Origin of the sequence: Mediterraneibacter hominis (assembly GCF_014287475.1) — a bacterium.
Lineage (GTDB): Bacteria > Bacillota > Clostridia > Lachnospirales > Lachnospiraceae > Mediterraneibacter > Mediterraneibacter hominis.
On sequence record NZ_JACOPF010000005.1, the window covers coordinates 129276 to 151975 of the forward strand.

At 40.6% G+C, this 22700-nt stretch carries 16 protein-coding genes and 1 other annotated feature; of the genes, 13 read left to right on the forward strand and 3 right to left on the reverse strand.

Annotated features, from left to right (window positions below; all coding sequences use genetic code 11):
* Positions 1-125 precede the first annotated feature (125 nt).
* The 5 genes from H8S37_RS16465 to H8S37_RS16485 all read left to right on the forward strand — a co-directional run bounded on the left by H8S37_RS16465 (position 126) and on the right by H8S37_RS16485 (position 6077).
* Entirely contained in the window at positions 126-845 is a 720-nt protein-coding gene (locus tag H8S37_RS16465) for a GntR family transcriptional regulator (RefSeq protein ID WP_186877155.1), read from the forward strand.
* Between the two features lie 15 nt (positions 846-860).
* On the forward strand, positions 861-1601 hold the full coding sequence (locus H8S37_RS16470; RefSeq protein ID WP_186877156.1) for a GntR family transcriptional regulator: 741 nt from the start codon (positions 861-863) through the stop codon (positions 1599-1601).
* Positions 1602-1892: 291 nt separating this feature from the next.
* Positions 1893-3230, forward strand: a complete 1338-nt coding sequence (locus H8S37_RS16475) for an amino acid permease (RefSeq protein WP_186877157.1) — start codon at positions 1893-1895, stop codon at positions 3228-3230.
* Complete coding sequence (locus H8S37_RS16480) at positions 3223-5163, forward strand: BtpA/SgcQ family protein (protein WP_186877158.1); 1941 nt, start codon at positions 3223-3225, stop codon at positions 5161-5163. The genes H8S37_RS16475 and H8S37_RS16480 overlap by 8 nt, the downstream gene beginning before the upstream one ends.
* The gene (locus H8S37_RS16485; protein ID WP_186877159.1) at positions 5160-6077 is read left to right on the forward strand and encodes a carbohydrate kinase family protein; all 918 of its coding nucleotides are present in this window, start codon (positions 5160-5162) and stop codon (positions 6075-6077) included. The genes H8S37_RS16480 and H8S37_RS16485 overlap by 4 nt, the downstream gene beginning before the upstream one ends.
* A 27-nt stretch (positions 6078-6104) precedes the next feature.
* Here the strand turns inward: H8S37_RS16485 and H8S37_RS16490 are convergent, their stop codons facing one another.
* Complete coding sequence (locus H8S37_RS16490; protein WP_186877160.1) at positions 6105-6983, reverse strand: helix-turn-helix transcriptional regulator; 879 nt, start codon at positions 6981-6983, stop codon at positions 6105-6107.
* A gap of 185 nt (positions 6984-7168) precedes the next feature.
* On the opposite strand from H8S37_RS16490, the gene H8S37_RS16495 reads away from it, so the two are divergent.
* Positions 7169-8671: an L-fucose/L-arabinose isomerase family protein gene (locus tag H8S37_RS16495; protein WP_186877161.1), complete on the forward strand. Its 1503-nt coding sequence runs from the start codon at positions 7169-7171 to the stop codon at positions 8669-8671.
* A gap of 527 nt (positions 8672-9198) precedes the next feature.
* On the opposite strand, the gene H8S37_RS16500 is transcribed toward H8S37_RS16495, so the two are convergent.
* The gene (locus tag H8S37_RS16500) at positions 9199-11229 is read right to left on the reverse strand and encodes a histidine kinase (RefSeq protein WP_186877162.1); all 2031 of its coding nucleotides are present in this window, start codon (positions 11227-11229) and stop codon (positions 9199-9201) included.
* Positions 11226-12794 carry a response regulator transcription factor gene (locus tag H8S37_RS16505; protein WP_186877163.1) on the reverse strand — a complete coding sequence of 523 codons (1569 nt, stop codon included), beginning with the start codon at positions 12792-12794 and terminating at the stop codon, positions 11226-11228. The genes H8S37_RS16500 and H8S37_RS16505 overlap by 4 nt, the downstream gene beginning before the upstream one ends.
* Positions 12795-13004: 210 nt before the next feature.
* Between H8S37_RS16505 and H8S37_RS16510 the strand changes: the two genes are divergently transcribed.
* From H8S37_RS16510 to H8S37_RS16540, 7 genes are all read left to right on the forward strand, one after another.
* The gene (locus H8S37_RS16510) at positions 13005-14495 is read left to right on the forward strand and encodes a sugar ABC transporter ATP-binding protein (RefSeq protein WP_186877164.1); all 1491 of its coding nucleotides are present in this window, start codon (positions 13005-13007) and stop codon (positions 14493-14495) included.
* A 16-nt stretch (positions 14496-14511) separates the two neighbouring features.
* Entirely contained in the window at positions 14512-15504 is a 993-nt protein-coding gene (locus H8S37_RS16515) for an ABC transporter permease (protein WP_186877165.1), read from the forward strand.
* A 2-nt stretch (positions 15505-15506) separates the two neighbouring features.
* Positions 15507-16517 carry an ABC transporter permease gene (locus H8S37_RS16520; RefSeq protein WP_186877166.1) on the forward strand — a complete coding sequence of 337 codons (1011 nt, stop codon included), beginning with the start codon at positions 15507-15509 and terminating at the stop codon, positions 16515-16517.
* Between the two features lie 67 nt (positions 16518-16584).
* Complete coding sequence (locus H8S37_RS16525; protein WP_186877167.1) at positions 16585-17643, forward strand: rhamnose ABC transporter substrate-binding protein; 1059 nt, start codon at positions 16585-16587, stop codon at positions 17641-17643.
* 124 nt (positions 17644-17767) lie between these two features.
* Complete coding sequence (gene rhaM / locus H8S37_RS16530; RefSeq protein WP_186877168.1) at positions 17768-18082, forward strand: L-rhamnose mutarotase; 315 nt, start codon at positions 17768-17770, stop codon at positions 18080-18082.
* 601 nt (positions 18083-18683) lie between these two features.
* Entirely contained in the window at positions 18684-19472 is a 789-nt protein-coding gene (locus H8S37_RS16535) for a glucosaminidase domain-containing protein (RefSeq protein ID WP_186877169.1), read from the forward strand.
* Between the two features lie 116 nt (positions 19473-19588).
* Positions 19589-19890, forward strand: a binding site (T-box leader).
* 147 nt (positions 19891-20037) lie between these two features.
* Positions 20038-22686 (forward strand): valine--tRNA ligase, encoded by a 2649-nt coding sequence (locus H8S37_RS16540; RefSeq protein WP_186877170.1) that lies wholly within the window; start codon positions 20038-20040, stop codon positions 22684-22686.
* The last annotated feature ends 14 nt before the right edge of the window (positions 22687-22700 follow it).

The window sequence follows — 22700 nt, forward strand, 5'->3', positions numbered from 1 at the left end:
TTTTACATGTTAATATCACTATATGAGTGGTATAAAAAAATGAATAAATATCTATATAGGTATAAAGAATCAAATAGATATATAATATGGAACAAAATCTAAAGCAGTTATATAGAAAGTGAACGATGAATGTGATGAAATATGGTATTAGCCCACTTTATCAAGTGATGGAGCAAATAGAATGTTATATATTGAAAAATCATTTAAAAAGCCATGACAAATTTCCAGGAGAAAGAAAACTATGCGAAATATTTGGATGTAATAGAGTGACATTGCGAAATGCTTTTGAATGTCTGGAAAATGCGGGAAAGACGTATAGTATACAGGGGATGGGAAATTATGTGGCAGAGAAAAAGATAGAAATTTGTCTGGTCCAGTATAATTCTTTTTATCAGCACTTGTGTAAACTGCATCAGCAGCCAGCTCTAGAAATTCTGTCAGTGAAGAAAGAAGAAGCTGTTCCTAAGATTGCGAGACATTTAGGAATTTTACCAGGGAGTTCTGTATGGGAGACAAAGACAATCGTGATATTGCAGGATATACCGGTTATATTTGAGACAAGCTGGCTGTGCGCAGAAAAATATCCAGAAATCAGCGGCGAACACCTGGGCAAGGAAGAGATATATGAGGTCTTTCAAAAACAGTATCATATAGACTTGGAATATGGTAGTGAAACAATCGGAATTACCAGTGCTCAGGAAGAAGAAGCAGAATATCTGGAGATAGACGATAATACACCTTTGTTTTTTGTACAGAAGACAGGGAAGACAAAGACTGAATCGGTTATTTACACACAGGCAATGGTAAGGCCAGATAAGATTCAGTTTGTAAGCGTTTTGAAATAGGGAGTGGAAATAAGAGTGACAAAGATAACAAAACAGATTAATAATCAGTCTCCGATACATATCCAAGTCCGAGAACAGATTCGGGAACAAATAGAAGAAGGTGTGTATCAGCCAGGAGATGAGATGCCTTCAGAAATTCAACTGGCGAAAGAATATGGAATTAACCGGCTTACGGTTCATAACGCTGTTACCGCACTGGTAAATGAAGGGATGGTAAAACGAATACAAGGAAAAGGACTGTTTGCAGCAGGACGATTAAAAGAAAGGAACCTAGGAGAGCTTGGAGGGTTTACCCAGACTGTGAGGAAAGAGGATGCATTTCCCGGACGAAAGCTTTTGTTTCGTGAAGTGCGTCCCGCGGGAATCAAATATGCGCGCCTTCTTGATATTGAGGAGGAAGAACCAATGATTTATCTGCGCAGATTATTCTTGACAAATAATGAGCCGTATTCAATCGAAGAGACATATATTCCATATGCTGTATGTCCGGAATTAGAAAAGGTCGATATGACGGTATTTTCTCTGTATGAGACGTTAGAATTCCACGGTGTAGTTCCCAAAACAGCGAAGCAGAGTCTTTCTATTACTATGCCGGCGGCGAAGGAAGCACGACTGTTAAAAATAGGACGAGATACGCCGGTACTTATGTTTGAATATACCAGCTATGATGAAAAAGGGAAAGAAATAGAATTTAATCGTTCCTATACGCGAAGTGACAGAAACCGTCTGGTTGTACATTATAAACCTGAAGTATAAAACATTATGATATAAAAAGGGGAATACTGTTTATTTTCAAAAGAAAGTACAAAGAAATTAGAGAAAGGAGGCAAGAATAAAAGTCCAACACCAGAAGACTTCTAAATGAAAACATACGACGCCAATCATTTGTTTTACAGATAGTCTTCCGGTGGGATATTTCACAAAACACGGTTTTGATAAAAATCGTGCTCTGCTACTTTCTGCCTAAAAATGAAGATAAACATATCCATATAGTTACAGATGTACTAAGAAAATACATCATACATATTATACTAGGAGGATATGAATATGTCAAATCAGTTAAAACGAAAACTGGGATTATGGGCAACTATTGGTGTATCTATCGGTACGACAATCGGTGCCGGTATATTTACTTCTATCAGTGAGGTGGCGGGTGCGGCTGGCTCTGCACTTTTTACAATACTCGCGTTTGCGATAGGCGGTCTGATTATTATACCACAGAATCTGATTTATGCGGAACTTGCGACTGCATATCCGGAAGATGGTGGCCATTATGTATATGTGAAACATGCAGGTTGGAAAAAGCTGGCATTTTTGACCGGCTGGGCAACTTTCTGGGCAAATGATCCGCCGGGAATTGCAGTGGTAGCTTTGGCAACTGCGCAATACGCAGCATTTTTAATTCCGATGAATGGATTGGCTGTAAAGCTTCTGGCAGTAGTGGTGATCCTGCTCTTTATGCTGATGCATGTACGTTCTGTAGAGGCAGGAAGTAAGATGAACACGATCTTAACGTTTGTAAAGATTCTACCATTTATTATTATCATAGGGGTGGGAATTTTTTTCTTAAAAGGGGAGTTGATTACAGAACCGGCTGCAGCTGGAGCTCCGGTTGGAATTATGGCTTTATTGGCAGGAATTTCAGCGACTACATGGTCTTATGATGGAATGAGTGCATGCTGCTATATGACAGGGGAGATAAAAGATCCGAAAAAAACGATGCCAAGAGCTTTGATTGGTTCAGTTGTGATTATTATTCTTTTATATGTAGTTTTGACAACCGTTATTACAGGAATCATTCCATTTAACAAACTGGTGGAATCAACAGCTCCGCTTGCAGATGCGGCTGCCGGCCTTCCTCTAATCGGAGATTTTGCTGGTAGTTTTATAGCGATTGCTGGTATCATAGTGGTATTAGGGGCAACCTCCTCTGTCATTATGTTTCAGCCTAGGCTGGAATATGCGATGGCAAAGGATGGATTGTTCTTCAAGAGCTTTGGGAAAGTCCACCCCAAATATAACACACCGTATTTTTCGATCATTGTGCAGTGTATGTTAGCAATTTTAATGGTATTTGCCTCTAATATTTCGGAGCTTCTCGGGTACTTTACCGTAGTTTTGCTGCTGAAAAACACGATGGCATTCCTTACTATTTTTGTACATCGCAAAAAAACGGACTATAATCCACTTTGGAAGGCACCCGCATGGAAGTTCATGGCAGTTATTTCTATACTTACCAGTTTAATCTTGGTAGTTTCTACATTTATGTGGTCTGCGGTACAGAGTATTATTGCAGCAGCTGTAGTTGTAGTAACAGGAATGCCTGCATATTACATATGGACAAAGGCAAAAGAAAAAAATGGAGAGGTAGAAGACAATGAGTAAAAACATAAAGGAAGTATTTGGAACGGACAAGCCGATTATCGGTATGCTCCATTTAAAAGGAGACTCAGATAAAGAGATACTGGAAACAGTAAGAAAAGAATTGGAGACTCTTTTGGAGAACGGAGCAGACTGTGTTCTCGTAGAAAACTACTTTGGTTCAGCACAACAGGCAGAGATGGCTTTAAAATATGTCAGTGAGACATATCCTGACATCTGCTATGGGATTAATCTTCTGCATGATGACGCACTTGGTTTTAAACTGGCAGAAAAATATCGTGCAAAATTTATTCAATTAGATTCGGTGTCAGGGCATCTAAGTCCGGAAGAAGATGAAGAATTTGGAGATTTTATTGAAAAGGTACGGAAAAGCTGCAATGCATTTGTGCTCGGAGGCGTAAGATTTAAATATCAGCCTTATAGATCAGGGCGGCGTTTAGATGAGGACTTGGCAGTAGGAATGAAGAGATGTGATGCGATTGTCGTAACGGGTGATGCAACAGGACAAGAAACTGACTTATCGAAAATCCGTACATTTCGTAATTTGATTGGAGAATTTCCTCTGTTTGTAGGAGCAGGAATGACACCAGGCAATGCAGAAGAACAGTTAGAATATGCAGATGGTGCGATTGTGGGAAGTTATTTTAAAGATACGTATAAAGACACTGGAGATATATGTGGAAATCATGTGAAAGAGTTTATGGATGAAGTAAAGGAAGTACGGAAGAATGTGCTGAAAAAGCCAGGGATTAATATAAAAGAAGGGAAAGAGTATTCTACATATAAGAAAGAGTTATTTTTAGAAGATGTAAATCTTTTTGAATTCTGCGAGGAAAATAAACTTGCTGGCATGGAAGTATTTATGGATGACGTGATTTCCAGGGATAAAATGCTTTATGCGGACGATGCGGAGAAAGTGGCGTTGATAAATAAGCTACAGAGTATGAATGTGAAAAGAATTCATTGCTCTTACTGGGCATATCCAACCAGCTTTCTTACGAAGAATCATTTCGCAGAGCTGGTGAATCGTTTTGGCAGCTTAGAATTGGTAAGAGATTACTATGGAGATTTGACAGGTAATCATATGTTTGAAAGATGGATACAGGAGTATGAAATGGCATGTGTGCTTAAAGCACAGGCATATACGTTCCATCTGATTGATTATGCGCCTATTGATGGAAAATGGGAATTTACGATTTCCAGAGAAGAAATCTCTCAAGCGATGATTTACATGATTCAAGAACTTATAAACCGCTTGATGGAAAAGGGACTTTTGACAGAAGATTCTCCACAGATCGAAGTAGAAAATGCCGGATGGGGGCTAGAATATGGGCTTCAGACAGCGGAGGATTTCGAGAAGATGTTCCGGCAGTTATATGATCCGTTTGATCGGGTACGGATAGGATGGGACGTCAATCACTTACTCCACGCAGTCGGATTTTCAGAGAAAGACCAAAGGGCAGAGTTCTTCCTTACATATCAAGAGATGACAGAAGAAATGAAAGGCTTGGAGGACAGATATGGAAATATCCAGCAGGTATTTGTAGAAAAGTGGTTGGAGAAAAATCTTCTGAATAGAAGCATTATAGGAAAAACAGGTTCTCTTCATCTTTCAGATTGCAGGATGAAAACGACAGCATACTTTAAAAATGGAATACTTATAGGAAAATATAATGAGATAATTCAAAGTCTGGAAAGATGGGAAGACATGGAAGAATATGGCGTAGGGATTGTGCTAAAAGAATATGATTCACATGAAGTCTTATCAGAAGGTATTCTAAGTGGAATTATTATGAGACGTCTAATAGGAAGAATACAGGAGGTAAATCCGGATCTGGTGATTCTGCATGAGCTGAAAAACAGTAGAAACCAGGTGCAGGCTTTGAAGAAGCAAAGAGCAGAACTATGGAAAGATGAAAGAGAGGGAGGAAGATGAAGTATATTGTAGCAGGGCCTACCATTGTCAACGATATTTTGTTTGCAGATGGCAGCAAGAGCACAGGGCATCTTGGAGGTTCTATTTATTGTGTGGAAGGGATCAAAATATGGGAAGATGATATTCTGTATGTATCGAATGTTGGAAAAGATTTTGAAACATTCTATGGAAAATGGATGGAAACGAATCAATGTTCTTTGCAAGGGCTACAGTATATTCTTCCTCATACACAATATACAGAGCTTGTCTACGGAGCAGAAGGGCTTCATTCTGAATATTCTATATATGGGGCGGAAGAAGAAGCAGAGGTGGAGGCGTTAGATAGAATTTCTGCTGAAGTGATTTCTTCCTACTGTGATTCCGGGACAAAAGGAATTTATATTGAAGCGGCTGAAACAAGTGGCTTCTGGGATGAGCTGCTAGCGATACGAAGTAAAACAGATGCGAAAATCATGTGGGAGATCCCGACCTCGGCGGCAATGACAGAAAGCCGACATCAGAAAGTAATAGAATGTATAAAAAAAGCAGATATATACTCTGTGAATTATCCGGAAGCAAAAAGCCTTTTTCAGATTGAAACAGAAGAGGAAGCTGTTCAGAAAATAATAGAGTTAGGAATTCCCTGCTTTTTCCGGACGGGAAGCAGGGGATCTTACATGATCGACGGCAAAGAGGCAGCATTTGCGAAAAGCCTGACAGTAGGAGAAGTCATAGATCCTACAGGGTGTGGAAATTGCTCTACAGCCGCTGCAATGTATGCATGGTGTGAAGGAAATTCTTTATATCGGACAGCTATGATGGCGAATATTTCCGCAGCGTATAATTTGCTTCAGTATGGGCCATATCCTGCAATTACAAAAGAAATCCAAAAACAGGCGAAAGTACTTCTGGAAGAAAAGATAAAACAACAATAAAAGGTCCAAGAAAAATATAGAAAGCATTTATCCCCTCCATGCCTTGCGGTATGCGAGGGGAGTTATTTCTTCCCGGCTTTTAAATAAATTGATAAAGTGTGTGACATTATTCATTCCAGAGGCAAAAGCAATCTCTCCCACAGGCATATCTGTATATTTCAACAGTTCTTTCGCATAGGAAATTCTGGCGTTAATTAAATATTCATTTACTGTGATTCCCATATATTTTTTAAATTCTTTTGCAATATGAAAGCGGCTGCGGTGGTAATTCTCTTCAAAGTAGGAGAGGGACAGCTGATTTCGAAAATCTTTATCAATCTCTCTTGCAATTTCTCTGATAAAATCTGGAAGGATGAAATCATCACTGCTTCCGGCTGAATTTTGTACTAACAGCTTCGTGAGAAGTCCATCAATCAGGTGAGAGACGACAGGCTCGGTGGTTGAGTCCTTTTTTTGGTGTCGGGAAAGAACCTCCCGGATTGTATTTTCTATGTAGTCATCATCCTGGCAGTCTGCAATATGAAACCCATTTCTTACATATTCCTTATAATATCCGAGCGCATTTCCTCCATTGAAATGGATCCAGAGAAATTCCCAGTCCTCTTTCTTATCTGTCCGATAGAGATGATGCTCCTGACAGTTTATATAGAAACACTGCCCTTTGGTTAAAGTGTAAGTCTGTCCTTCGTATTCCAGGTATCCTTTACCGGAGACGGTATATACGATCAGAAAAGAGTCCAGATTCTGGCGCTCGGAAAAATAAGGATAACTGGTTTTAAAGTATCCGGTTTCCTGCGTATAAAAATAGAGATTTTTTGCTGTAGCACTCGGTGTAAGTATCAGTCTTACGGAATCAGCACTCCAAGTATGAATGCCGCGTTCTAAAAGCTGTATTTGTTTTTTCATATAATCACCACAAGATTCTGTTATTTTTGAACAATTTGTTTGGATGTATTTTTTATAATAATAGATTATAATGCAAATATCAAGAAAAAGATAGGCACGAAATGAACAAGAGGCAGCGAAAAAGCAAGATTAAGATATTTTTTCTTTCTGCCTTACATGTAAAATCAGAATCAGGAGGGATTGCCATGAAAGCAAGAAAAGAAGCAAAGAAACCAAGAATTGGAGTGTATTCAATGGGACTGAAACACTATTGGGGACAGTTCCCAGGGCTGCGTGAGAGAATGATTGAGTATGGACAGTTTATCACGAAAAAAGTAGAGAGCTTTGGTGCAGAGGTATTTTTCTATGGCCTTGTAGACTGTGAACAGGAAGGAAAGAAGGCAGGCGAATACTTTAATGAAAAAAATGTAGACTTGATTTTTGCACATTCAGCTACCTATGTAACCAGTGCGTCTGTACTGCCGGTTCATCAGATTTGTAAAGCTCCGACCGTTGTTTTAAATTTGCAGCCGACAGCGCGTATCAACTATGAAAAGACGACCACAGGAGAGTGGCTTGCGCATTGCGGAGCGTGCCCTGTACCGGAGATTTCCAACGCGTTTAACAGAGCAGGAATCAAATATCGGGTTGTAAACGGCATGCTGGGTCTTGACTATACACCAGAGATTTCTATGACAGATGAAGTGACATGCAGCAGACCAGAAGCGATCCGTGCATGGAAAAAGATAGAGGAATGGGTACTTGCGGCGAAAGTAAAGAGAAATTTAAGCGGTGCAAGATTCGGGTTCCTTGGAAATACATACAGCGGCATGCTGGATATGTACAGTGACTTTACGATGTTCCAGGGACAGACAGGAGCACATCTGCAGGTTCTGGAAATGTGTGACTTGGACAGACATCTGCAGACCGTAACAGAAGAAGAAATAAAAGAAAAACGTAAAGAGATTGAAGAATTTTTCTTAATCAGTGATGATGTGGCGGCAGATCCACTTGCACAGAAGCCAACAGATGAACAGCTGAACTGGTCTGCAAAAGTGGCAGTGGCACAGGAAAAATTGGTAGAAGAATTCGATTTGGACGCACTGACTTACTATTATCATGGAGCTCCTGGAAATCACTATGAAGATGTGCAGGGAGGATTTATTGTAGGACATTCTCTGTTGACCGCGGATGGAATTCCGTGTGCAGGAGAGGGAGATTTGAAAACATGTCTTGCAATGAAAATATGCGATATTCTCGGAAAAGGCGGAAGCTTCTGCGAGATTGTTACAGTAGATTATGAGGACGGTACAATCTTACTTGGACATGACGGGCCATTCCATCTGGAGATTGCAAAAGGAAAACCGATTTTAAGAGGAATGGGGCTCTATCATGGAAAACAGGGAACCGGCGTATCCGTAGAGGCGAAGGTGCGTACAGGTAACATTACAAATTTAGGGTGCACACAGACAATCGACGGGAAACTGAAATTTATCATCACAGAGGCGGAATCTACAGACGGAGATATTATGACCATCGGAAATACGCAGACTCCGGTAAAATTCAAGCATGATCCAGATACCTATATGGATGAGTGGTTTGCAGAATCTCCGACACATCATTTTGCTATGAGTGTAGGACATAATGCAAGTCTTTACGAAAAAGTAGCAGATTTGCTCGAAATACCTTATGTGATTCTGGATAAATAGAGACTAAAAAAACGAGGCGCGTGAAAATTTTTCACGCGCCAGACTGATTTATTAGGATAAATAAAATCCGCAAATGCCTATAATAACAAAAAGTGCTGCAAATATGAAACGTGTTATCCATTTAACTTTTTTTCCTTTGTTACGAAGAATATATAAGGAAATTACAAAGCAAATTAACGTAATGTAATTAGCCCATATTCTAATATTGTTTTGAGTAAAAAATTTAGATAAGGAAGTCATCACATTCATCGACCGTATTGCCCCCCCTTTTGTACACTGACGCTACAAACGTATTATATCATATTTTGATATATAGGCGCATATACAAGTTTTACAAATATATGAGTATATATTTGGGCATATAAAGCAGATAATGGGGTAAACCATTCGAAGCACTTGGCACAAGTAGAAAAGGCCGCTGCTTCATTAAAATTGTAACAGTTCAACCATACAGATGTACGCTCGCAAAACCATACAAGCATGTTTTATGCTTCCCGCACACTGTATGCCTGAACTGTTACTTACAATTACATAATATGCGTGCGATATTCTTCCGGTGTATATCCGAAGCGTTGCTCGAATTCGGAATAGAACTGCTGCAGGTTGTCGTATCCACATTCTTTAGCGACCTCCTGAATTGTAACATCAGGGCGTGACAGAAGATGAAGTGCCTGGATAAAATGACTTTCTTTTATTACGCTGGAGGCAGAGGAAGCTGGAGAAGTCTCCTTTTCCTCGTCAGGAAGACGCGCAGGAATACGTATCTCTACTTCCGTTCCCTCACCAGGAGTACTGGAATACTTAAGTCCATAATCAGGCCCGTAGAGAAGCTGAAGCCGTTTGTGTGTATTATAGATTGCAATATTGCTTCCAGAGGACTTAGAAGAAGCCCCGCTGCCTGTCAATATAGAGTCCAGACGCTCTTTCGGAATTCCAACGCCATCATCTGAAATCAAAATTACAATGGTGCTGCCCTCTATCCATCCGGTCAAAACAATCGTTCCTTGTTTTTCTTCTTTTTCTAAAATACCGTGCAATATACTATTTTCGATAACTGGCTGGAAAGTAAGCTTTGGAATCGTGTATTCCATCAGCACATCGGGAATATCAACGAGAAAGTCAATCATATCATGGAAACGCATATTTTGAAGCTGCACATAAATAGAGGCGTGTTCGACTTCATCAGCGATAGTACTTAAACTCTTTTTCCGGCTTAAGGTCAGTTTATAAAAACGGGAGAGCTTCTGGATTGCCGTAGTAACTTCATTTGCTCTCCCCTGCTGTGAGAGCCAGTTGATCATATCCATTGTATTATAAAGAAAATGCGGGTTGATCTGGGACTGTAGGGAATTAAACTCTGCTACGCGCAAATCCTCTGCCGCCTGTGCCTGCCGATCCATAAGCTCATTGATGACACGGGACATATAGTTGTAAGTGTCAATCAGATCCCCGATCTCATCCTGTGTTTCTGGAGCCGGCAGAGCAACAGGCGGGCCGATACGGGACTGTGCCATCTGGTTGATAACAAGAGAAAGGCGGTTTGATATAGAGTGAGAGAGCAGTGTGGCAATCAAAAACGCCGCGACAATGCAGGCGCCGTAAATCAGGAAAAAGCCAATAATCATCCCCAGGCTTTTATGGATAAGGGGAGTGGCTGGCATGGCTACAACCATATACCAGTCTGTATTTTTGATACTGTAAAAGCCTGCATATACTTCTTCACCCAGTACATTTTTGGTAATAAAGTTGTTGGATGACATAAAAGAATCTTCAACAACATTATAATCAAAATGATAAATGGAGGACATAGAACTATTGGTAGTTGCTACAAGACTGTCGCGGGCATTAATAATATAAGCCACATTATCATTGGAATTTAAGTTGTTTTTCAGCAGCTCTGTAAGATGCTCATTAGAAAAGTAAACAGCGAGATAGCAGGAACGCATTTCTCCTTCATACATCATTGTAGATTCTGTGATATATGCCATATCTCCATAATGGCTGATCTCATAAGGACTTAAATAAAAAGAAGGACAAAAAAGGGATGAGGTAGAAGGGGAACCTTCAAAAATACCGTACCAATATGTTCCACGTGCTTTTTCCAGAGAAAGCAGAATGGAGTTTTTGGGATCTCTGGAAAGAATAGGCTCATCCTTGGGAACTTCCAGATAGAATCTCACGTCCGTAACGAGATCAGAAGCTTTCAGTTGTGCCACTGTATTATCAAAGTTCTGTCTGGCAGAAGAAGAAAGCATAGAAGCCAGAGAATTTGAAGAATACGAGCCTGTGATGATACGGTAAAATTCTAAATCAGTAATCTGCTGATGTGCGTCTAAAATCATATCTACGGTATCTTCAATTAAAGGAGCAGTCTGAATAGAGGCAGACTGCTCCTTTCTGATTGTATCTGAAACAATCATGTCATACATACGGGTGTAGGAAAAGATGCCAAGTACAATCATAGGAAGAATTACGATTACGAGATGTGTGATAGTAAGTTTAGACTGTAAACGTAAATTTTTATAAAATTTGATGATTCGTCGTTGCTTTGTTTTCATCCAAGTATTTTCTCCCTGTATTTTGAAGGGGACAACCCTGTAAATTTTTTAAAACTCTTACTGAAATAATTGCCATTGCTGTAACCTACTTTTGAAGAAATATCCGCAATCTGATAGCGGGAATCACCCAAAAGCTGCATTGCCTTTTCCATCCGGTATTCAGTAAGATACTGATTTAAAGTCTGACCAGTCTGTGTCTTAAAATACGTACAGACATAAGAGGCAGATAAAAAAACATGATCTCCTATCTCTTTGATAGAAAGGCTTTCCTTTGCATAATGTTTACTAATGTAGTCTTTAATCAGAAAAATAGTAGAATCCTCCGGTTCATAGGTATTGACAGAGTGAAAATACTCTTCTAATGTATCCTGAAGATTTTGATGGAGCTCCTGATATGAAAAACACCCTTCCAGATAGGTTAGAATACTTTGTTCTGCACCAGCATTTTTACGTGCAGAAGATAGCTTCATTTTTTGACGGCAGTCATTTAAAATCATAAAAAGCTTATAATATGTATCCTTTACCTGATTAGGCAGTATGCTCAAATTCTGATAGTAAAGATGATATAGTTGGTCCAACAGAGCAGTACATGCGGTCTTGTCTTTTGAAAGAAGGAGCTCTGAAAAAGACTGTATAAATTCTGGAGAAAGCATGTTTTTTGTATTTTCCGGTGAAAGATCTTCCTTTTTTCGTGCTTTTAATATGGTTCCGGAGGAGAAGAAAAAGCTACTTTGCAGGGTAATTACTGCACTGGTGTAAGATTGGTATACTCGGGAGATGCCTGTGACAGTTTCTCCTTTTACAATAAAGAAACTGCCGAATTCAGAAAATTTTTGCTTCATGTAGCTTTCTACAGCGGCAAAAGCAGTAGCGGAAGGTGCGGCTTCACCCTTGATATGAAATACATGATGAACTGCATGCATTCTTATATAAAATGCGCAAAGATGATAATGATGTAAAAAATCATCTAAATCTTCGCGCAGCTCTTTTAAAATTCCAGAAGCTATATCTGTAGACTTGGTCTTAATAATATAGGTAGTAAAACTGCAGCCGGGTTTCAAGCGCAGAGAAAGTTCATCTGCCAGAGAAAGGATTTCCGATTCATTGTCTTTATAGGGTCTGGTAAGTAAAAATGCAAGATGCGAGAAAGTTTCCAGAGAATAAAGGGCTTCATTTTGTCTGGTTCTTAATTTTTCCTGGCGCTGCTTGCAGGCTTCTTGGACAGCTTCTTTAATTTCATCAGGATTCAACGGCTTTTCTACATAGTTTACTGCTTTTAATTTTATGGCAGCCTTTAAATATTCTTTGTCAGAATATCCGCTCATAAAAATCAGGCTGGTATCGGGCAGAACTTTTTCCACCTCTTCCGCCATTTCAATGCCAGACAGGCGGGGCATACGGATATCAGAGAGAATAATGTCCGGCTTGTGGACAGTGGCAATCTGCAATGCCTTTAACCCGTCGTCTGCCTGAAAAATTTGTTCTACACCCAGAGCATCCCAGTCTATAGAAGAGATAAGTCCCTCTCTGGTTAATTCCTCGTCATCTGCGATCAATAATTTCATAAAACGGTTCTCCTAAAACAGTTTCTTCCTATTATATATAGAAGCAAAAACAAGTATCTTTTTTCATTCTATCAAAATTAGAATAAATTGCAATATGTAAATAAATTGGAAAAATCAAAAATAAATTACCCGGAATCGAAATATTTTGCTATTTTAGAAAAAAAAGACCAATGGTAAACTATATACATAAACAAAAGGGAGGAGAAAACCGTGTCTGATTATATTTTGGAATTAAAGGGTATCACGAAAATATTTCCAGGTGTAAAAGCATTGGACAATGTGCACTTCCAGCTTAAACCGGGCGAAGTTCACGCGCTGATGGGCGAGAACGGAGCAGGAAAATCTACATTTATCAAGGTTATTACCGGTGTACATAAAGCAGAAGAAGGAGAGATGTTCCTGGAGGGCAAAAAAGTAGACTTTAAGGGACCAAGAGATGCGCAGGCAGCAGGAATTGCAGCCGTATACCAGCATCCGACTTCTTATCCAGATTTGACAGTAGCTGAAAACATATTCATGGGACATGAAGTGATAAAGTCAGGAATGATTCAGTGGAGAGAAATGAACAAAAGAGCAGCAGAGCTTTTAGCACAGTTGGATGCCGAGTTCAAGCCAACAGATGAGATGGGAGCCTTAAGCGTGGCGCATCAGCAGATGGTGGAGATAGCAAAAGCACTTTCCATGAATGCAAAAATTATTATTTTGGATGAGCCGACAGCAGCTTTGACAAAGAATGAGTCAGAGAAATTATACAAGATTGTAGATAAATTGAAAGAAGAGGGCGTGTCTATCATCTTCATTTCTCACCGATTTGAAGATATGTACCGTCTGGCAGACAGAGTAACAGTATTCCGAGACTCACAGTACATTGGAACGTACGATGTAGACGGGATTACAAATGCCGATTTGATTAAAGCGATGGTTGGTCGTGAAATCAGTGATTTGTTCCCGAAACCGGATGTGCAGATAGGAGCAGAAGTGCTTCGCGTGGAGGATTTATCCAGAACCGGATTTTATAAAAATGTATCCTTTAATGTACATGCAGGGGAAATCGTAGGACTTACAGGTCTGGTAGGAGCTGGACGTACAGAGGTAGTAGAAAGTGTCTGTGGTATTACAAAACCAGACAGCGGTAAAGTATATCTGGAAGGAAAACAAGTACATATCAAAAAACCAGTTGATGCGATGCGCAAAGGAATTATCCTGCTTCCAGAGGATCGGCAAAAAGAAGGATTGATTTTGAGCTGGGGGCTGGGACAGAATGTTACGCTTCCTACAATGGGAAAATATGCGAAAGCAGGTTTTAACGACAATAAGAAAGAACGGGATATTGCAAAGAAACTTTTGGAAGAGGTAGATACAAAGGCAGTTACAATTTTTGATCCTGCGTCTTCACTTTCCGGTGGTAACCAGCAAAAAGTAGTAGTTGCCAAAGCACTCGGACAGGAAATGAAAGTTGTTATCATGGACGAACCAACTAAGGGTGTCGATGTTGGTGCAAAAGCAGAAATCTATCAGATCATGGGAGATTTGGCAAAACAGGGATATGGAATCATTCTGATTTCTTCTGAAATGCCGGAGATTCTTGGCATGAGCGACAGGATCGTCGTTATGTGTAATGGGAAAGTAACTGGTGAATTGAATAGAGAAGAAGCATCTCAGGAAGGAATTCTTGAGCTTGCAATGGAAAAATCAAAGTAAGGAGGAAGAGGGAAAGATGAAAGAAAATAAATCTATTTTGAAAAAAATCACAGGTTCCCGCGAAGCCAGCCTTTTGATTGTTTTGATTATTCTGTGCATAGCAATTACAGCAAAGAGTCCTTCATTTATGACCTTCAAATCTATCACAGATATGTTGAAAAACAATGTGGTAATTATGATTATGGCGCTTGGGATGTTGGGTGTGCTTCTTGTTGGAGGTATTGATATTTCCGTAGCATCTGTACTTGGATTTACAGGTATGATAGTAGGTATGTTAATGAAATATGAAGTTGTTACAAGTACACCACTTCTTTTTGTCATCGCTGTTGCCATTGGGCTTGTATGTGGATGTGTGACAGGCCTTGTTATTGCTTATGGAAAGGTTTTGCCGATTATTGCTACGATGGGCTTTATGTACATATACAGAGGTCTTGCTTACGTTATCAGTAATAGTGAATGGGCGAGTGCTGAGAATCTGGGGACGTTTAAAGATTTTGCACTTGGCAAAGTATTGGGACTGAATAATGTAATCTGGGTAATGATTATCATTTATGTGATTTTCTTTATTGTAATGAAATGGACGAAGATTGGAAGAAAAGTATACGCAGTAGGAAGTAACAGAGAGGCTGCGGCGATTTCTGGTATCAGTACAAAGAGAATTGACGTACTTGTGTATACAGTGATGGGAACACTTTCCGGATTGTGCGGCGCTCTTGCAGTTTCCATTTATGCCTCTGCACAGCCTAATATGCTGTATGCAAAAGAAATGGATGTTATCGCAGCATGTGTAATCGGTGGTGTCAGCATGCAGGGAGGACGCGGGAGTGTAGTTGGAGCATTTCTTGGTTCTTTGATTCTTGCGATTATTGCAAAGGCACTTCCACTTGTAGGAATTGAGTCCATAGCACAGAATACTGTAAAGGGTATTATCATTATGGCAGTTATTATTCTGAATGTACTTGCACAAAGAGCGATGGACAGAAGTAATCTGAAAGGAAGGGAGATGTAATCATGGCAGGAAAATCCGGTAGAAGTATTTCAAATGTACCAGAGAAAGCAATTAGAAAGAATATATTGAGCTGGGAAGGAATGCTGGTAGTAGTATTTATCTTGATGGTGATTTTTTGCAGGTCTATTTCTCCGAACTTTCATTTAGAAAATGTATTAAGAGAAATGCCAAAATACCTTGCGGAAGCGTTTATCATGCTTCCGATGGCATATGTATTGATTCTTGGTGAGATTGATATTTCCGTAGGCGCTACAGTGTGCCTTTCCGCAACAATGACTTGTATGGCATGTAATAAGGAGCTGCCGTTTATAGCAGTCGTGCTTGTATGTCTCTTGGTTGGAACAGCGTGCGGTCTGATTAACGGACTTGTACTTACAAATTTTACAGAACTTCCGCCAATGATTGTAACACTGGCAACACAGATTATATTCCGTGGAATTGCGGAGATTTCTCTTGGAAGTGGTGGTTCTGTTTCTCTGACAAATACAGATGGGTTCCGTATGATAGCAGGAAAGGTAGGCATTATACCATATATTTTCTTCTTGGTAGTAATTTTGGCGGTGATATTTGCAGTAGTACTTGCTAAGACAACATTTGGAAGAAGTGTATATGCAATTGGCTCTAACAGACTTGCCGCGTATTATGCAGGAATTCCAGTGCAGAGAATTCGCCTGATTATTTATACTGCATTAGGATTTATGTCCGGTCTTGCAGCATTGTTCTTAACTTCTGTATTGTACGGAGCAAATACAACAACAGGTAATGGGTTTGAAATGGATGCAATCGCGATGGCGGTATTCGGCGGCATTTCTACAGCAGGTGGTAAAGGACGCCTGGCAGGAGGAATTATCTCTGCATTTGTAATTATCATGCTCAGAATCGGGCTTGGACAGATTAACATGAATCCACAGTTGATTCTGGTTATTTTGGGAGCCTTGTTGATTCTTGCGGTACTGCTTCCGAATATTGCAGGAGAATTGAAAGTAAAGAAGAAAGCTGCAAATACAAAATAAGGTACCAAGCGCACAAAATAGGGGTGTGTTTGATATAAAAAATTCCAGAAAGGGAGGAAAGAAACCTATGAAGAAAAAAGTATTAAGTGCTCTGTTGTGTACAGCAATGGTAGCAACACTGGCGGCCGGCTGTGGAAGCTCAGGCGGAGATTCCAAAGATGGCGAAGCAGCAAAATCTGACGATTCCGGAAAGAAAACATACGCGATCGTAACAAAAGCTGCTGGTAATCCTTATAATGAGAAAGAGGCAGAAGGATTCCAGGAAGTAATCGAAGCAGAGGGCGGAGAGTGCATCGTAAAGCACCCTGAAGCAGCAACAGCTGATGCTCAGGTATCTGTTATTCAGTCTTTGATTTCTCAAGGTGTTGATTCTATTGCTATTGCAGCGAATGATGAAAATGCATTACAGGCAGCTTTGGAAGAAGCTATGGATGCTGGTATTAAAGTATCCTGCCTTGATTCTAAGGTAAATGCAGACAGCCGTATGACATTCGTTAACCAGGCTGGTACAAAAGAAATCGGACAGGCGTTGATGGATGCTGTATTAGACATTACAGGTGGAGAAGGACAGTGGGCGATTCTGTCTGCTACATCTCAGGCAGCAAACCAGAATGCTTGGATTGAAGCTATGAAAGAAGTTATGACAGATGAGAAGTATTCCAAACTGGAGCTTGTAGAAGTTGCCTATGGTGATGACGAGCCACAGAAATCTACAGACCAGACATTGGCACTGTTACAGAAATATCCGGATTTGAAACTGATCTGTGCTCCTACAACAGTTGGTATTAACGCAGCAGCAAAGGTTCTTCAGGATGAAGGCTCTGACGTAAAACTGACAGGGCTTGGACTTCCTTCAGAAATGGCAGAATATATTGGCGATGATGATGCTCATTCTTGCCCGTATATGTATCTGTGGAACCCAATCGATGTAGGCCGCCTTGGCGCTTATACATCTATAGCACTTGTTAATGGCGACATTACAGGAGCAGAAGGCGAAACATTTACAGCTGGCGACATGGGAGAATATACAATTACAGACGCTGGCGATGGCGGAACAGAAATCATTCTTGGACCTCCGTTCAAATTTGAACCATCCAACATTGACGAATGGAAAGATGTATATTAAAATATATTGAGTAATGTAGGTGAAAACCTAAGAAAGAGCAGACCGTGTTTTGGTCTGCTCTTTCTGGCAGTGCATGTTTACTGCCGGAAAACCAGAAATATACAAGGAGTAGGAGGATACGATTATGGTAAGAAAAGGATTTAAAATGAAACTTTATCCGGGTATGGAAAAGGAGTATGAAAAACGCCACAATGAACTTTGGCAGGAAATGAAAGATATGATCCACGAATACGGCGGCAGAAATTATACAATATTTCTAGATAAAGAAACATTGGTTTTGTATGGATATATTGAAGTAGAAGATCTGGAAAAATGGGATAAAAGTGCTGACACTGCGATCAACCGTAAATGGTGGGATTTCATGGCAGATATTATGGAAACAAATCCAGATAACAGCCCGGTGTGCATAGACCTGCAAGAAGTATTCCATTTAGATTAGAAGACTATAAAACTTAAGTGATGAAAGGGACGTGTGAAAGAGATGCTTTACATCGTTCGTCAGGGCTTCGCCGAAATTCCTCACTCGCGCAAAGCATCTCTTTCACACTCACACTTTCGCCAGCTTAAGTTTATAGTTCCAGACGGAAAAAGCCGGCTTCACGCTGCTACACATTTCCAATCGGAAGTAAATAAACTTTTCTGGTTGGAAACTCGTGGCAGCGTGAAGTCGATTTCTTTTTAATGAAATTTAACTAACAAAGTGCCTTCCGAATGGAGGGAGAAAAACTTCTGACTGAAAGTGACAGCCAAAAACACTGTGTCAGATAAGCAGTGCCAGCTCAATTTGGTATACGCTTCATTTCGCTATCGGCAGTCGCCGAATGAAAAGAAACAGGAAGACCTCTGCTTACATGCAAGCATGACACAGAGTCTTCCTATTCTTTTCGCACTGCTTGTTGCTTCGTTAAATTTATATTTATTTCTTTATTGCATGGCTGGACGGGGAGGGGAATATAGTATATAATAGGAAGCTCTAATGGAGCTTAGAGGCCAGTAAATCTAAGCGACTTTGCAGGTTGGCGGGGAGTGGAAGTAAAATTATGAATAAATGGAATAACGAAAAATTAAAATTTTGGTTGGAAGCAGGACTTGCTTTGCTTTTAGTTCTCACTCTTGGTTTGGCGGGGGCGAGAGGAATATTTGCAAAAGATATAGAGGAAAAATCGGTAAGTGCAAAGACAAAGGTGGAGCAAGAAAAGGGAGCGGACGCGAAGGAAAAGGGTTCGGAAGCAGAGAAAAAAGATAAAGCAGAGGAAAATGCAGCCCAGGAGACGGAGGAAGTAATTGCGGACGGACAGTACCCAATTATGGGAGAGAGTTCGGTTACTGTGGAACAGATGATTTCTTTTTTTGAAGAGTCCGGAGAGGAATATCCGTCAGAAGCACTTGGAAAAGGCGGCGCAGACAGCATTGAAACATTCTGTCAGATGTATTATGACGAAGCGGTCGCGGAAGGTGTGCGGCCAGAGGTGGCGTTTGTACAGACGATGAAAGAAACGGGATGGCTCCAGTATGGAGGGGATGCTTCTATTGAACAGTTTAATTTTGCAGGACTTGGAACAACCGGAGGGGGAGTTCCTGGAAACTCGTATCCAGATGTAAGAACAGGGATACGAGCGCAGATACAGCATTTAAAGGCATATGCTACAGAGGACGCACTGGCGCAAGTCTGTGTAGACGACCGATATGAATATGTTAAAAAAGGTTCAGCGCCGTATGTAGAATGGCTGGGACAAAAAGAGAATCCAGAAGGCGCCGGATGGGCTACAGCAGAAAATTATGGATATTCGATTGTAGATATGATCAATAAGATGAAAAATATAGAATAGATGAAAGCTTCTATTTTCATTTGCTTTTTCTTAAGATTGTCTAAACTTCTTGACAAATCAGCGCTGGAAAGATATGATAAGCATTAGTTAATTATTACTTAACAATTTGTTAAAATATAAAGGTGCTGAAGAAGAAGAGTACAGCATTACTTCTTACAGAGAGGACTGTCCGCAGGCTGGAAGGCAGTTTAAGAAAAAGGATGATGGAAAGTAGCTTCTGAACCGGATTTCTGAATCGACAGCATAGTTTATCATTTTGTTTAAAACTATCAGTAAGAAATCACGTTGGCAGTCTACGTTACAGGACTAAGAGATGTATGAACAGGTAAATGTACAGGCAAAGAAGATTTTATGAGCACATGTCATTATCTGTAAGCATATAAATGAAGGTGGTACCGCGGAATTCTTCGCCCTTTACAAGATGTAAAGGGCGTTTTTCATTCTTAAAATGTGAATTCTATGTGAAATGCAAAAAGAAAACATTCTGTCTGCCTGAATATATGTACGGTATAGCACAAATTGTAACAAAGAATGGAAAAAATGAGAGGGCGATAAGGAGGATATTATGAGTAAGGAATTGGCAAAGACTTATAATCCAAAAGAGATTGAAGAAAAACTGTATGAAAGATGGTGCGAGAACAAGTATTTCCATGCAGAAGCAGACCGGAGCAGAAAACCGTTTACGACAGTGATGCCGCCTCCGAATATTACTGGAAAATTACACATGGGACATGCCCTGGACAATACACTCCAGGATATTTTGATCCGGTATAAGAGAATGGAAGGGTATAATGCCCTCTGGGTGCCGGGAACAGATCACGCTGCAATTTCTACGGAAGTAAAGGTTACAAACCAATTAAAAGAAGAAGGCATTGATAAAAAGGAACTAGGCAGGGAAGGGTTTTTAAAGAGAACCTGGCAGTGGAAAGAAGAATATGCGGGTACGATTGAAAACCAATTGAAAAAGCTGGGAATCTCCTGTGACTGGGACAGAGAGCGTTTCACGATGGATGAGGGATGCTCCAAAGCAGTAGAAGAGGTTTTTATCAGTCTGTATGAAAAGGGTTATATTTATAAAGGCTCCAGAATTATTAACTGGTGTCCGAAATGTAAGACTTCTCTTTCTGATGCAGAGGTAGAGCATGAAGAACAGGAAGGACATTTCTGGCATATTAAATATCCAATTGTAGGAACAGATCGTTTCCTGGAGATCGCGACGACCCGGCCGGAAACTATGCTGGGGGATACAGCGATTGCAGTGCATCCTGATGATGAGAGGTATAAAGACATTGTAGGGAAAAAAGTTCTTCTGCCGCTTGTAAATAAAGAAATTCCGATTGTGGCAGACTATTATGTAGACAAAGAATTTGGTACGGGTGCGGTTAAGATTACACCGGCACATGACCCGAATGACTTTGAAGTTGGAAAACGTCATAATTTAGAAGAAATCAACATTATGAATGACGATGCTACCATTAACGAAAAGGGCGGCAAATATGCGGGTATGGAACGCTATGAGGCGAGAAAGGCCATTGTAAAAGATCTGGAGGAGCAGGGGTATCTTGTTAAAATTGAACCGCATTCTCACAATGTCGGTACACATGACCGCTGCGGCACGACAGTAGAGCCGCTGATTAAGCAGCAGTGGTTTGTAAAGATGGAGGAACTGGCGAAGCCTGCGATCAACGCATTAAAGACAGGAGAGCTTAAATTCGTTCCAGAACGTTTTGACAAAATCTATCTGCATTGGCTGGAAAACATTAAAGACTGGTGTATTTCCAGACAGATCTGGTGGGGGCACCGGATTCCGGCGTACTACTGTGACGAATGTGGAGAATTTGCAGTGGCAAGAGAAGTACCGGAAAAATGTCCACACTGCGGATGCACACATTTTACACAGGACGAAGATACTCTGGATACATGGTTTTCCTCTGCGCTGTGGCCGTTCTCTACGCTTGGATGGCCTGAAAAGACAGAAGATCTGGACTATTTTTATCCGACAGATGTTCTTGTGACAGGGTATGACATTATTTTCTTCTGGGTAATCCGCATGGTATTTTCTGGGTATGCACATACAGGGAAATCGCCGTTCCATACAGTACTGATTCACGGGCTCGTCAGAGATTCACTAGGACGTAAAATGAGCAAATCTCTTGGCAATGGAATCGATCCTCTGGAAATTATCGATCAGTACGGGGCAGATGCGTTAAGGCTTACCCTGGTTACAGGAAACGCCCCTGGCAATGATATGCGTTTCTATACCGAGAGAGTAGAGGCGAGCAGAAATTTCGCAAATAAGGTGTGGAATGCATCTCGGTTTATTCTGATGAATATTGAAAATGAAAGCCTGGAAACACCCGCAGAGGCAGAACTGACACTGGCTGACAAATGGATTCTGTCGGCAGTCAACATCTTAGCAAAAGACGTGACAGAGAATATGGACAAGTTTGAACTTGGCATTGCTGTGCAGAAGGTGTATGACTTTATCTGGGATGAGTTCTGTGACTGGTACATTGAGATGGCGAAATACCGTATCTATCATAAAGAAGAAGCTCCGAAAGCGGCAAATGCGGCGCTCTGGACATTAAAGACCGTGTTGGGACAGGCTTTGAAAATGCTGCACCCGTTTATGCCGTTTGTCACAGAAGAAATTTATGCTGCGCTTGTACCGGAGGAGGACTCTCTGATGATGGCTTCCTGGCCGGTTTATGCAGAGGAGAGAGCGTATAAAGAGGCAGAGAGAGTTGTCGAGCATATGAAAGAAATTGTGCGCGGCATCCGTAACATCCGCGCGGAAATGAATGTGGAGAATAACAGAAAGTCAAAGGTATATATTATTACGGAGGACAAGGAGCTCTCAGAAGGCTTTGCTGTTCTTACAGATTCTGTAAAACCGCTTATGAACGCGGCGGAGATATTTATTTTAGTAGAAAAACCGGCACTTTCTGACGATGCGGTTTCGGTTGTAGTGCCGGACGCTTCGGTCTATCTTCCCATGGAGGATTTAGTGGACTTTGAGCAGGAGAGAGAGCGTCTTGAAAAAGAAGAAGAAAAGCTGAAAAAAGAGATTCAGAGGGCGCAGGGGATGCTCTCAAACGAGAAATTTGTCAGCAAGGCGCCGCAGGCTAAAGTGGAAGAAGAACGCGGAAAATTAGAAAAATATACGCAGATGCTCACGCAGGTACAGGAGAGAATGGCAGGATTAAAGAAGTAAAGAAAAGAGGGTAT